The sequence below is a fragment of the Bradyrhizobium sp. 195 genome (assembly GCF_023101665.1).
Classification (GTDB): Bacteria; Pseudomonadota; Alphaproteobacteria; order Rhizobiales; family Xanthobacteraceae; genus Bradyrhizobium.
In genome coordinates this window covers 5,420,009-5,432,575 of record NZ_CP082161.1, presented here as the reverse complement: position 1 = coordinate 5,432,575, position 12,567 = coordinate 5,420,009, and the positions used below count along the sequence as shown (strand labels likewise).

Sequence of the window (12,567 nt, the reverse complement as noted above, 5' to 3'; positions counted from 1 at the left end):
AAATCCAACAAACAAAATTCAACAGGAGAGAGTAATGCGTCAGATGATTTCCGGACTGGTCGCGGCGGCTGCCGTGATGTTTGCCGCGACCGCGCCGGCCGCGGCCTGCGGCTTCAACCCATGCCAGCCGGTTGCGCCGGTCTATTCCGGCTGCAACACCGGTTGCGGCGGCTACGGTTATGGTGCCGGCTATGGCGCCTATGAGCGTCTCGCCGAGCCGACCACGCAGTATTATTACGTCAACCAGGGCCCGACCTACACCGGCCCGGGCGCGTTCGCGCCGTATCCGACCTACCGTGAAGACGCGGTCGTCGCGCCCGCCAATTACGGTTATGGCTATCGCGCCGCCGTGGCTCCCTATCACCGCCCGCACTACCGTCCGTACCGCTATGGCTACGGCCCGCGCTACGGCTATCTGCCGCGTACGCATTACGGCTACGGTCCGCGCTACGGCTACGCCCACCGCCACGCGCCGTACTACGGCGGCCACCGCGTGCTGCGTCGTTACTACTGATCTCTGATCGGTTGAGTTAGCGAAGCGCTCGTCCGCGATGCGGACGGGCGCTTTGTTTTTTGATGTGAAGCGAAGCCGCTACCGCTTCATCAGCCCCAGCCGGCTCGCGCCGACATAGAGCGAGAGCACGGCGGCGTTCGAGACGTTGAGGCTCTTGATCTCGCCGGGCATGTCGAGCCGCGCCACGACGCTGCAGGTCTCGCGGGTCAATTGCCTCAGGCCTTTTCCTTCGGCGCCGAGCACGAGCGCGAGCGGCTCGCGCAGTGCGACGTCCGAGAGGTCCTCGCTGCCTTCGCTGTCGAGGCCGACGGTCTGGAAGCCGAGTTCGTTCAGCGTGGTGAGCGCACGCGCGAGGTTTTGTACGGTCACCATCGGCACGAGTTCCAGCGCCCCGGAGGCGGCCTTCGCCAGCACGCCGGTCGCTTCCGGACTGTGGCGCGCGGTGGTGACGATCGCCTTGACCGCGAAGGCGGCCGCCGAGCGCAGGATGGCGCCGACATTATGGGGGTCTGTGATCTGATCGAGCACCAGCACCATGCCGTCCTGCTTCAGGGTTTCGATATCAGGGGAGGGCAGGGGATCGGCCTCGGCGAGCAGGCCCTGGTGCACGGCATCGGGCGACAGCAGGCGGTCGATCTCCTGGGGCCGGACGATCTCGGGGGTGACGCGGGTCTCGATATTTTCGTCCGCAAGCCGCTTCGCGGCGTTCTCGGTCAGCGTCAGCTTGCGGATCCGTCGCTCCGGATTGGCCAGCGCCATGGTGACGGTGTGCCAGCCATAGAGGATGACAGGCCCGTCGGGGTGCGAATCACGGTCGCGCCGGGCCGGCCGGCCTGCCGATTTCCCGGGCCTGTTGAAGGGCTTAGCCCCGCCGCGGGGACCCCTGGGGGTGAATTTTCGATCCTTCATGGGCTCGCTTGTGTCACGGGTCCCGGAATATGGCAATTTGGCTGGCTTCAGGGGCGATTTTAGCTGTTCGCCTCGGTTGACTTTGCCCCACCGCATCGCCCATAAACGCGCCCGGTCGCGCCCCCATCCGGGCTGTCGCGGCCTTCACGTTCCATGGCCGTTTTCGGTCGCCGGCAAGGTCCGGCCCGATTGTGCTGCCGTCGAGCGGGGGAGTGTCCCGAGTGGCAAAGGGAGCTGACTGTAAATCAGCCGCCTCATGGCTTCGCAGGTTCGAGTCCTGCCTCCCCCACCAGCCTTCGCTCGCTTCGCGAGCTACGGCTAGGCAAGCCAGCACAAATGTCCGTGGCGCGAAGTGAGCGAAGGCTGTCACGCCGTAGCCCGCAGGGCGTAGGCGGACTGGTTCTAGACGTGAGTCACCCCATCGCTTCGCGAGCTACGGCTAGGCAAGCCAGCACAAATGCCCGTGGCGCGAAGTGAGCGAAGGCTGTCACTCCGTAGTCCGCAGGGCGTAGGCGGACTGGTTCAATCGTAGCTCACCCCATCATCTCCCGCACCATCGGCACCACCTTCCGCCCATAAAGCTCGATGCTCTTCATCAGCTTCTCGTGCGGCAGGGGACCCGCCGAATACTTCAACTGGAACCGCGAGATCCCGAGCGCCTTCGCCGTCTTCGCGATCTTGCGCGCGACGGTCTCCGGCGAGCCGGCATAGAGCGAACCGTGCTCGGCTTCGTTGACGAATTCGTCGCGGCCCATTGGCGGCCAGCCGCGCTCCTTGCCGATGCGATCGCGCATCGCCTTGTAGTCGGGCCACAGCTGCTCGCGCGCCTCTGCGTCCGTCTCAGCGATATAGCCGGGCGAGTGCACGCCGATCGGCTGCGCCGGGCGACCGAATTCCTTGGCGGCGCGGTGATGGAGATCGACGAAGGGCGCAAAGCGCGCGGGATCGCCGCCGATGATCGCGAGCATCAGGGGCAAGTCGTAATGCGCGGCGCGCACCACCGATTGCGGGCTGCCGCCGACGCCGATCCAGGTTTTAAGCCGGCCGTTCTCGACCGGCGGATAGACCAGCTGGTCCCGCAGCGGCGGACGCAGCTTGCCTTCCCAGGTCACCGGCTGCTGCGACAAGAGTGCCGCGAAGAGATCGAGCTTCTCCTCGAACAGCTCTTCGTATTTGCGCAGGTCGAAGCCGAACAGCGGAAAGGATTCGGTGAACGAGCCGCGGCCGAGGATCACCTCGGCGCGTCCGTTCGACAGCGCATCGAGCGTGGCAAAGCGCTGGAACACGCGGATCGGATCGTCCGAGCTCAGCACCGTCACGGCCGAGCCGAGATGGATGCGCTTGGTCCGCGATGCGATCGCAGCGAGCACGGTCTCCGGCGAGGAGATCGCGAAATCAGATCGGTGATGCTCGCCGAGGCCGATGAAGTCGAGGCCGAGCTCGTCGGCCAGCACGGCTTCGTCGACGACGTTGCGGATCACCTGCGCATGCGGAAGTATCGCGCCTGAGGCGTCCCTGGTGACGTCGCCAAAGGTATCCAGGCCGAATTCGAGCGGAGCGGTCATTGATGAGGTCTCTGCGGGGAGGATCGGGCAGACTTAATGGACCGCGGCCGCGCGACAAGTCGGCTTTCGGAAATGCTCAGTTTCCGTTTGTGCGTTCTATTTCGAGATTCGCACGACCATCTTGCCCAGCGCCCCGCGCGTCTGCATGGTCCTGAACGCTTCCCGGAAATCGTCCAGCGCGAAGACGCGACCGACCACGGGCTTCAGCTGGCCGTCGGCGAGCCAGCCCGTCAACTGCGACATCAGGCGCTTCTGCACGTCGGGTTCGCGCACCGGAATCTGCGCGAGGTCGACACCGAGCAGGGCGCCGCCTTTCAGCAGCGGCAGATTGAACGGCAGTGCGGGGATAGCGCCGGCGGCAAAGCCGACCACGAGATGGCGCCCGCGCCAGGCGATGGATCGAAAGGCCTGCACCGAGATCTCGCCGCCGACGGGATCGAAGATCACGTCGGCACCATGTCCGCCCGTCAGCTCCTTGAACCTGTCGCGCCAGTCGGCCTGCATATAGTCGATCACGGCGTCGGCTCCGTACGCCTGCGTGAATTCGCGCTTTTCCGGCGTCGATGCAGCTGCGATCACCCGCGCGCCGAGCAGCTTGCCGATCTGGACGGCCGCAATTCCGGTGCCGCCGGCCGCACCCAGCACCAGCAGCTGTTCGCCTTCGACCAGCATGGCGCGGGCGCTCAGCGCATAGAGCGCGGTCAAATAGTTGGCGCGAAACGAGGCGGCGACCTCGGCCGCAACGCCGTCGGGCAGGGGATGGAGCGCGGCGGGGGCAACGACGATCTCCTCGGCAAGCGCGCCCGACCGCGTCATGCCCATCACGCGCATGCCGGGTTGATAGCCGCCGGGGGCGCCGGGCGCCTCCGTCACCACGCCTGCGAACTCCGTCCCGGGAATGAAGGGTAGGGGATCCTTGGTCTGATAGCGTCCCTCGATCTTCAAACCGTCGACAAAGCCGATCCCGGCAGCTTCCACGCGGATGCGCAATTGCCCCGGCTCCATCGACGGGGGCGGAACGTCCTTCAGCTGGATCTGATCGATGGGGGCGTATTGCTCGACGACGACGGCTTTCATGTCGGACCTCTGTTGTTCCAGCTATCCTGGCACGTCCCGACGCTGCCCTCTTGCGTCTACCGCCACATCCCGCGCATTCGCGCGCCGATGTCGATCTTCGGCCCTTGCGCCGCGGCGCGGGCCGCGCCGGCGGCGGCCTTCGGCCAGGCGGTGCGCTCGAACAGGTGGACCAGCTGCTCCGGGATGAAGCGGGTGCGCGAGGCGTAGACGTGGCGGTCGCCCTTGGCGGCCTGGCCGTGGGTGAAGAAACGCTGGGGCACGACGAGGTGCAGGTCGTCCTTGGCGCGCGTCATCGCGACGTAGAGCAGACGGCGCTCCTCTTCCAGTTCGGCGCTGGTGCCGGCGCCGAGATCGGACGGCATGCAGCCGTCGACGACGTTGAGCACGAACACCGATTTCCATTCCTGGCCCTTGGCGGAGTGGATGGTGGAGAGGATCAGATAATCCTCGTCGCGCAAGGGCGGACCGGATTTGTCGCTGGTCGCATCCGGCGGATCGAGCGTGAGCTCAGTCAGAAACTTTTCGCGCGAGGCATAGCCGCTCGCGATCTGTTCGAGCTGCATCAGATCGGCGCGGCGCGTCTCGGAATCCTCGTGGAGGCGATCGAGATGCGGCTCGTACCAGAGCCGCACGCGCTCGAGATCAACAGGCCATTCCGAATAGCGCAGGTTCTGGGTGGTGCGGACGAAGTCGGTCCAGTCCGCGCCGGTGCGTGGCGGCACCGGCAGCTGGCCGAGCGCGGCGAGCGGATCGGTGCTCTCCGCCAAATGGTCGAGCACGCGCTGCGCCGTCGCGGGGCCGATGCCCGGCAACAGATGCAGGATGCGGAAACCGGCGACGCGGTCGCGCGGATTTTCGGCAAAGCGCAGCAGCGCCAGAACGTCCTTGACATGCGCGGCGTCGAGGAATTTCAGCCCGCCGAACTTGACGAAGGGAATGTTGCGCCGGGTCAGCTCGATCTCAAGCGGGCCGGAATGCGAGGACGTCCGGAACAGCACCGCCTGATGCTTGAGCAGCGCGCCTTGCTCGCGGTTCGCCAGCACCTCTTCGACGATGTAGCGCGCCTGGTCGGCCTCGTCGTGCACGGTGACGAGCTGCGGCTTGTGCGACGCGGCGCGGTCGGTCCAGAGGTTCTTGGTGAAACGTTCGCGCGCAAGGCCAATGACGCCGTTGGCGGCCGCCAGCACAGCTTGGGTCGAGCGGTAATTGCGGTCGAGCGTGATCATCTCGGCGCGGGGCGAGAAGCTCTGCGGGAAGTCCAGGATGTTGCGCACGGTGGCGGCACGGAACGAGTAGATCGACTGCGCGTCGTCGCCGACCACGGTGAGCCCGCGTCCATTCGGCTTCAGCGCCAGCAGGATCGAGGATTGCAGGCGGTTGGTGTCCTGGTATTCGTCGACCAGCACGTGATCGAAGCGGCCGCCGATCTCTTCCGCGATCAGCGCATCGCTCATCATCTGCGACCAGTAGAGCAGGAGGTCGTCATAATCGAGCACGTGCTGCGCCTGCTTGGCCTCGACATAAGCCGCGAACAGGCCTTTCAGCTCGGACGTCCATCCCGCGCACCAGGGATAGTGCTGCCCGAGGACCTTCTCGATCTCCATCTCGGCGTTGACGCAGCGCGAATAGATCGAGAGGCAGGTGCCCTTGGCGGGAAAGCGGCTCTCGGTCTTCGACAGGCCGCGCTCGTGCCGGACCAGGTTCATCAGGTCGGCAGAGTCCTCGCGGTCGTGGATGGTGAAGGCGGGATCGACACCGATCCGCTCGGCATATTCGCGCAACAGACGTGCGCCGATGCCGTGGAAGGTGCCGGCCCAGGTGAGGGCATCGCGCATGATCGTGGCATTGTTCTCGCCCAGCACCTTGCGGGCGATGCGCTCGACCCGGCCGGCCATCTCGGCCGCGGCGCGGCGCGAAAACGTCATTAGCAGTATGCGGCGCGGGTCGGCGCCGGCGACGATCAGATGCGCGACCCGGTGGGCCAGCGTATTGGTCTTGCCGGAGCCTGCTCCTGCAATGACGAGCAGGGGGCCGCCCACAGTCGCGCCCTCGGCCACGCCATGCTCCACGGCGCGGCGCTGCTCCGCATTGAGCGTGTCCAGATATGTTGCCACGAATCGCCCCGGTGAAAGGGTGAGAGTCGGCGATCCCGCTGCGAATCGCAATGCGGCTGGACGAAACCGGCTTTAGGATTTAGGGGGAAAGAAAGCCCAAGGTTCCAGTTTCGAAAAGCGCACCCGGCATGACCGAGCTCAAGCCCGACCAGTTCGAGATGCGGCGGCTGGAATCGCTCAGCAACACCATTTTCGGTGTCGCCATGACGCTGCTGGCCTATGACTTGCCCAAGGCCGCGGTGTTCACCGGCGCGCCCGGCTGGCGCGACCTTGCCCATGTCTATTCCGGCAAGCTCGCCGGCTTCGCGCTCAGCTTCATCATCGCCGGCGTGTTCTGGATCAGCCATCACCGGCGGCTGGCGCGCCAGCCTGTCGGCAGCCGTGGCGCGGTGATCCTCAACCTGTTCTTCCTGCTCTCGATCGTACTGCTGCCGGTGACCAACGGCCTCTACACCAATTACGGCATGAGCAGCGCGGTCGCGGTGCTCTACGGCCTGCACCTCACCGCGATCGCCGGCCTCAATGCCTGGCTGTGGTGGACCATTCTGGGCGGCTGGCGCCAGGAGATGATGGCCTCGCTGTTTCCGCTCCTGGTGTTCATTCCGGGCACGATCGTGGCGGCATTCGCGCCGCATATCGCGCCCTTCGTGTGGTTCATCGCCTTCGGCGGGCTCGTGATCCAGCGCTTCACCATCGCGCGGCCCAAGCCGGACGCGTAAGCGCCATCTCACCCCCTATGTCGCGCCGAACCCGTCGGCCGGCACGTAAAGCTTGACCGGACGGATTTCGTAGACCGCGGTCGGATTGACCGCACGCAGCTTCCGCGCCGCCGCGATCGCCTCCTCCTCGGTGGCGCATTCCATCAGGTGAAAGCCCAGAAGCTGCTCCTTGGTCTCGGCAAACGGGCCGTCCAGCACCATGCCCGCGCCGGGGCCACGCAAGGTGCGGGCCTTTCGGGTCCCATCCAGACGGGCCGCCGGCCCAAACTGGCCGCTGGCCCGCAAGGGTGCCTGAACCTCGATGACTTTGGCCACGACCGCGGCGTCCTGCTCGGGCGTCCAGGACATGACCTCGTCTTCCACGTGATAGGCCAGGATGGCGTAAAGCATCGTCACCTCGTTGTTTTTCTGCACAGATCCAAAGGACGCAGCACCGCAGGCGGTGCCGACAATCCCGAAGCAAAATATTGCGTGGCCCGCAAGCGATGAAACCGTCCTGAAACCCGATTGCGCCCCTGCCGTGTGAACGCCGCCGGAACCGGTCGCGACTGATGACCACAACAACAAGATTTTCGCTGGAGGCGGCAATGTCGGGTCACACCACCAAGATCGTTTGCAAGATCATCTGCGACGCGCGTCGGGCGGGACAGTCGGAGCTGGCCGATCTGCACGACCAAAGCGGCCATCACCGCTATTACGGCAGCTCGGCCGAGAATGGCGGCGAGCGCATCGTGGAAAGCCGGCGCGGCAAGCGCCCGCGCAAGCTCGGTATCTGCGGCTTCTGAAGTCGTACGAGACGGTTTTCCAATATGGATCTCCTGCAAATATCGATCGCGGCGATGCCGTTCCTGCTCGCACTGATGAGCCGGACGGGGAAGGCCATTGTGCCGTGTCTGCTGACGAGCCTCTTCACGGTGCTGCTCGGCGCGGAGCCTCACCGCGCGGTCGTGGCCTGGTGCGTCGGCATGCTGATTGCAGCCGTGGCGTTCCGCGAGCGGCTTCGCGCGGGCTGACCGGCGGCCGTTACGGGGCGCTCAAGACCTGCTTGACCAGGGCTTCGCGCAGCGCCGCCAATTCGCCGCTCGCCTCCATCTGGGCGATCACCTTGCCCACCTTCGGCACCAGATCGCGATGGCGTTCGTGCAGGTAATGGTAGATGTGGATGCGCTCGAGTGGCGGCGAGAGCGGGTGAATCCTGGCCTGCAGATTGAGTTTCCTCACCGCAGCGAGCCCGCTGAAGAGGTCGGTGACCATCACGTCGAAACGGTCGGCGTCGAGCATCCTGACCATGTTGTCGAGGCTGGTGGTCGCGGTAACGCGGTCCATGCCGCGCGTGCCCGCTTCCGACGAGCCGACACCACGGACGATGCCGATGCTGTAGTCCCTGATCGAATCCCAGCCGGCGATCGCAAACCGGAGTTTGGTCGCGAACACCGCGGGCTCGATGTAGTTGATCGCCGGTGTGACCTGGACCAGCGTCGGATAGTCGCGCGAGAGTGTTCCGATCCGCTGGATCTCGCCGTCGACCTCGCCGTCGCTCGACAGCGCGAGCGCACGCTTGCCGGGGACGTCCTCGAATTCCAGCCTGATGTTGAGCTTGGCATAGACAGCCCGCAGCATCTCGCCGCCGACATATTGATCGGGGATGTCGGCGATGCGCGCCAGCCGGATCAAGTCCTGCGCCTGGGAGGGCCCGGCTGCGAGCAAGGACAGGAAGGCGACGATCAGCCGCCACACGAGGCGTCTCCTTCGGCCTTGCATTGCTACCACTGGATTCGGGCGCCGCCTCGATCTACCGGGAGTAGGCGCCTGCGCGGGCCGCAACGATTACCGCTCGCCCGCCATGCGAGCGACTTCGGACTCTCACCGATGTCATTCTATCACGCGCAGTGGTAGTTTGCGCGGGAATCCTGCTGCCGGGCGCAAGACAGGGTGATTGCGCGCATCGGGCGACGAGGCAGGCGTCTCGACTGTTGGAAAGCGCGAGACTCCAAGCTGTGGCCGGTGCAGAGAGCCGCCATTTCCGGGGGGCGTGGTGCATGGCCAACGCAGGCGACGAGGATCCCAAGCGCAGCTGCGCCATCGCGCCGGCTGCTGCGAAGCCCGATCTGACCGGCATCGGTGCTACGGTTGCGCCCACGATATTCGCATCATTGCTGTCGCGGCTCTTCAACTGGTCGCGCAGCGGTGTCGGGCCGCGGCTCCTCGCCGCCGTGCTGTTGTTCTCGTCGGTGGTGACGCTGACGCTGACCGCGCTGCAGCTCTATCTCGATTATGATCGCGAGGTTGGACTCATCGAGACGCGGCTCGACGAGATCGGCCGCAGCACGACCGGCAGTCTCGGCGAGAGCCTGTGGAATCTCGACCAGAACCAGCTCAAGCTCCAGCTCGACGGCATCCTACGGCTGCCCGACATCCGCGCCGCCGAGGTGCGCGAGATTGCCGATCGTCCCAATCCGATCCGTCTTGCCGTCGGCGAGCCGAGCACCCGCTCGGTCGTGACGCGCGACTTTCCCTTGAACACCACCATACAAGGGAACGCACGCGAGATCGGCGTGCTCCATGTCGAGGCCACGCTGAGCGATATCTATCGGAATCTGCTGAACCGCGCTCTGGTCATCCTGGCAAGCCAGGCGGCAAAGACATTCCTCGTCTCGCTGTTCATCATCTACATGGTCCATCTCCTGGTGACGCGGCATCTGGTGGCCATCGCCGAGTTCGTCAGCAAGTACAGCCTGACGCGGCCGCCGCCGCCTTTGCGCCTGGACCGCCGGCGGCCCTACGATGCCGACGAGCTGGACAAGGTGATCGAGGCCTTCAACGCGATGTGCGCCAACCTCCAGCGGGCCTATGGCGAGCTGCGCGAGGCCAATGCCAACCTCGAGCGCGACCTGGCCATCCGTCGGCGCGCCGAAGCGGACGCATGGGCGAGCGAAGAGCGTTTCCGCGACTATGCCGAGACGGCATCCGACTGGTTCTGGGAGACCGGGCCGGACCACCGGTTCACCTACATCTCCGACCGGTTGACTTCCTTTGGCATGGATCCGAAAGCGCGGATCGGCACGCGTCGCACCGATAGCGCGCTCGACCGCGATGCCGAGCCCGAGAAATGGCGCGCGCACCTGGCGACGCTGGACCGTCACGAGCCGTTCCGCAAGTTCGAATATCGCGGGCGCGACATTACCGGGCGGATGCATCATTTCAGCGTCAACGGCAAGCCGGTCTTCGACGCCGACGGACGCTTCATGGGCTATCGCGGCTCCGCGACCGACCTCACCGCGCAGCACGAGACCGAGGAGCGGCTGCGCCAATCCCAGAAGATGGACGCGATCGGCCAGCTCACCGGCGGCGTCGCGCACGATTTCAACAACGTGCTCACGGTCATCACCGGCACCATCGAGATCATCCGGGAGGGGCTTGCGGACAAACCCGAGCTCGCCGCGATCGCGCAGCTGATCGACGATGCGGCCGCGCGCGGCGCGGAGATCACCTCGCAGCTCCTGACCTTCGCGCGCCGCCAGCCGCTGGAGCCGCGCGAGATCGACGTCAACGCCCTGGTGGTCGAGACCGCGAAACTGCTCAAACCGATCCTCGGCGAGCACATCGAGATCGAGACGCACCTCGCCGACGATGCCTGGTCTGCGATGGCGGATCCCTCACAGCTGTCCTCCGCGATCGTCAACCTCGCCGTCAATGCGCGCGACGCGATGCCGGGCGGTGGCAGGCTCACCCTGGAGACTGCGAACCGCGAACTCGAAGGCACGGGCGGCGACGGCGACGGCGTGCGCGGCGCCTTCGTGATGGTCGCCGTCAGCGATACCGGTCACGGCATTCCGGCCGACATCCGCGAGCGCGTGTTTGAGCCGTTCTTCACCACCAAGGGCGTCGGTCGTGGCACAGGACTGGGGCTCAGTATGGTCTACGGCTTTGCCAAGCAGACCGGCGGCATGGTGGCCATCGAGAGCGAGGAGGGGCGCGGCACGGCGGTGCGGCTGTTCCTGCCGCGGTCGAAGGGCGAGGCGCCGGCCAGGCTGGCGCCGGTCCAGCCGCTCGCCAAGACACGCGGACACGAGACGATCCTCGTGGTCGAGGACGATCCGCTGGTGCAGGGCTATGTCATCGCCCAACTCGGCAGCCTCGGCTATCGCACGCTCGTGGCCGGCGACGGCGCTTCGGCGCTGGCGCTGGTCGACCAGGGCGCGAAATTCGATCTCTTGTTCACCGATATCATCATGCCCGGCGGCATGAACGGGCGGGAATTGGCCGACGCCGTCCGGCTGCGCCGGCCGGGCGTGAAAGTGCTCTACACCTCGGGCTACACCGATGACGCCATCGTCCACGAAGGGCATCTCGACCCCGGCGTGGCGCTGCTCGGCAAGCCCTACCGGAAATCGGAGCTGTCACAGAAGATTCGCGAGGTGCTTGCAGGCGAGCCGCCGGCCTGAGCCGTGCGATCGACGAAAAAGGCGCGGCGGGGAGGCCCCGTCGCGCCCGATTTCTTGCTCGCTGGTCCAGGGCCGAGAGCGCCCCGATGCCAAGCCCTTATCCAGAGCTCAGCGGGCGATCCCAGCGAGGTGACAGCGCTTGGTAAAAGACACTGGATCACCTCCTTTCGTTGGTTTCGGAAGATCTCAATATAGGCGGCATTGCCGCCGCTGTTAAGGGGCGCCGGGTTCCGGAAGGAACCACGGCGGCGCGCAAGACGGGGAAGACGCCGCAAAGCTGCCTCCCGGGCAGTTGAGACCGCCGCCCGGCCGTGTTAGGGAGCCCATCACGCGGGTGTAGCTCAATGGTAGAGCAGCAGCCTTCCAAGCTGAATACGAGGGTTCGATTCCCTTCACCCGCTCCAGCGTTTTCAATGGCTTAGCACGTCAAAGTCTTTTCATTCTGACAAGCGGCGCGTTCTCATATTGACGAACGTTCACTTTCCCCTCGCTTGTCTTGCACGCGCTTGATACGTTTCATTCGTGCATCTTGCTTGGCTTCATCGTCGTCATGCAGATAGTGCGCCATGGCGGCCGTCGAGGACCACTGACCCTTCTTCATCAGTTGCGTTTAGTCGGCCCGGAAGTGCTTCCTTCTGTCGTGCCGCCGTCTCTTTCGGGAGCGGTCTTACAAGCGCACACCGGTTGTAGCAAACGCTTGGGCAACGGGCTCCTGCACCTGATCCAGGACCGCCATCGCTGCAATTGCGATCACAATGGCTGCAGCGCAGCCGAGCAGAAAAGCCTTCATGCCAAACTCCATCACTTTCAATCCGCACGCATCTTACGATGCCGCTTCCTGCGGGCAATCGTGACTAACGATGCAGAGTTCGCCCGCCGTTCCTGCCGACTCTAAGGGCTCTTGAAAACCGGGTCGATTGGAAATGCATCGCCGATCAAGCCCAACGATTGAAGGTCGGCGCTGTGCAATTCCACTTCCAATATGGCGAGGAGCAGCGCGAGCACGACGACCGTGAGGATGAGGAGAGGCGAGGCTTCCCGTGCGGCTGGATCTGGGGCAATCAAGTGCACGCGCACGGCGCGTAGCCATGAGATCACCCGCAGCAATGGCCTCGACTGCTCCTGCATGCCGTTTTCCTTGACATGACGAGCAAAGACGTGACCAACCAAAGCTAGGACTCGCGCCGCAGCCATTCAAGGGAAGAATGCCGACGACGGGCGAAC

Annotated in this window: 13 protein-coding genes and 2 tRNA genes; 7 read left to right on the top strand and 8 right to left on the bottom strand. The window is 65.2% G+C overall.

The window, feature by feature from the left end:
- Positions 1 to 34: 34 nt before the first annotated feature.
- Positions 35 to 514 carry a hypothetical protein gene (locus IVB26_RS25380; protein ID WP_247967896.1) on the top strand — a complete coding sequence of 160 codons (480 nt, stop codon included), beginning with the start codon at positions 35 to 37 and terminating at the stop codon, positions 512 to 514.
- Positions 515 to 592: 78 nt separating this feature from the next.
- Here IVB26_RS25380 and rlmB read toward each other — a convergent pair whose 3' ends face one another.
- Positions 593 to 1,423, bottom strand: coding sequence for a 23S rRNA (guanosine(2251)-2'-O)-methyltransferase RlmB (gene rlmB / locus IVB26_RS25375; protein ID WP_247967895.1), 831 nt, complete (start codon positions 1,421 to 1,423; stop codon positions 593 to 595).
- Between the two features lie 206 nt (positions 1,424 to 1,629).
- Between rlmB and IVB26_RS25370 the strand changes: the two genes are divergently transcribed.
- Positions 1,630 to 1,715: transfer RNA gene (locus IVB26_RS25370), tRNA-Tyr, on the top strand.
- Between the two features lie 241 nt (positions 1,716 to 1,956).
- On the opposite strand, the gene IVB26_RS25365 is transcribed toward IVB26_RS25370, so the two are convergent.
- The 3 genes from IVB26_RS25365 to IVB26_RS25355 all read right to left on the bottom strand — a co-directional run bounded on the left by IVB26_RS25365 (position 1,957) and on the right by IVB26_RS25355 (position 6,179).
- Positions 1,957 to 2,988, bottom strand: coding sequence for an LLM class flavin-dependent oxidoreductase (locus tag IVB26_RS25365; protein WP_247967894.1), 1,032 nt, complete (start codon positions 2,986 to 2,988; stop codon positions 1,957 to 1,959).
- A gap of 96 nt (positions 2,989 to 3,084) precedes the next feature.
- Positions 3,085 to 4,065, bottom strand: a complete 981-nt coding sequence (locus tag IVB26_RS25360; RefSeq protein WP_247967893.1) for an NADPH:quinone oxidoreductase family protein — start codon at positions 4,063 to 4,065, stop codon at positions 3,085 to 3,087.
- A 56-nt stretch (positions 4,066 to 4,121) separates the two neighbouring features.
- Complete coding sequence (locus tag IVB26_RS25355) at positions 4,122 to 6,179, bottom strand: ATP-dependent helicase (protein ID WP_247967892.1); 2,058 nt, start codon at positions 6,177 to 6,179, stop codon at positions 4,122 to 4,124.
- Positions 6,180 to 6,307: 128 nt separating this feature from the next.
- On the opposite strand from IVB26_RS25355, the gene IVB26_RS25350 reads away from it, so the two are divergent.
- Complete coding sequence (locus IVB26_RS25350) at positions 6,308 to 6,898, top strand: TMEM175 family protein (protein WP_247967891.1); 591 nt, start codon at positions 6,308 to 6,310, stop codon at positions 6,896 to 6,898.
- A gap of 15 nt (positions 6,899 to 6,913) precedes the next feature.
- Here IVB26_RS25350 and IVB26_RS25345 read toward each other — a convergent pair whose 3' ends face one another.
- The gene (locus tag IVB26_RS25345) at positions 6,914 to 7,288 is read right to left on the bottom strand and encodes a YciI family protein (RefSeq protein WP_246927957.1); all 375 of its coding nucleotides are present in this window, start codon (positions 7,286 to 7,288) and stop codon (positions 6,914 to 6,916) included.
- Positions 7,289 to 7,485: 197 nt separating this feature from the next.
- On the opposite strand from IVB26_RS25345, the gene IVB26_RS25340 reads away from it, so the two are divergent.
- On the top strand, positions 7,486 to 7,683 hold the full coding sequence (locus tag IVB26_RS25340) for a hypothetical protein (protein ID WP_247967890.1): 198 nt from the start codon (positions 7,486 to 7,488) through the stop codon (positions 7,681 to 7,683).
- 24 nt (positions 7,684 to 7,707) lie between these two features.
- Positions 7,708 to 7,911 (top strand): hypothetical protein, encoded by a 204-nt coding sequence (locus IVB26_RS25335; RefSeq protein ID WP_247967889.1) that lies wholly within the window; start codon positions 7,708 to 7,710, stop codon positions 7,909 to 7,911.
- 10 nt (positions 7,912 to 7,921) lie between these two features.
- On the opposite strand, the gene IVB26_RS25330 is transcribed toward IVB26_RS25335, so the two are convergent.
- Positions 7,922 to 8,635 carry a substrate-binding periplasmic protein gene (locus IVB26_RS25330; RefSeq protein ID WP_247967888.1) on the bottom strand — a complete coding sequence of 238 codons (714 nt, stop codon included), beginning with the start codon at positions 8,633 to 8,635 and terminating at the stop codon, positions 7,922 to 7,924.
- A 302-nt stretch (positions 8,636 to 8,937) separates the two neighbouring features.
- Between IVB26_RS25330 and IVB26_RS25325 the strand changes: the two genes are divergently transcribed.
- The gene (locus tag IVB26_RS25325) at positions 8,938 to 11,343 is read left to right on the top strand and encodes an ATP-binding protein (RefSeq protein WP_247967887.1); all 2,406 of its coding nucleotides are present in this window, start codon (positions 8,938 to 8,940) and stop codon (positions 11,341 to 11,343) included.
- Between the two features lie 330 nt (positions 11,344 to 11,673).
- Positions 11,674 to 11,747: transfer RNA gene (locus tag IVB26_RS25320), tRNA-Gly, on the top strand.
- Positions 11,748 to 12,010: 263 nt separating this feature from the next.
- Here IVB26_RS25320 and IVB26_RS43030 read toward each other — a convergent pair.
- Positions 12,011 to 12,133, bottom strand: coding sequence for a hypothetical protein (locus tag IVB26_RS43030; RefSeq protein WP_256468856.1), 123 nt, complete (start codon positions 12,131 to 12,133; stop codon positions 12,011 to 12,013).
- A 101-nt stretch (positions 12,134 to 12,234) separates the two neighbouring features.
- Positions 12,235 to 12,471, bottom strand: coding sequence for a hypothetical protein (locus IVB26_RS25315; RefSeq protein WP_247967886.1), 237 nt, complete (start codon positions 12,469 to 12,471; stop codon positions 12,235 to 12,237).
- Positions 12,472 to 12,567 lie beyond the last annotated feature (96 nt).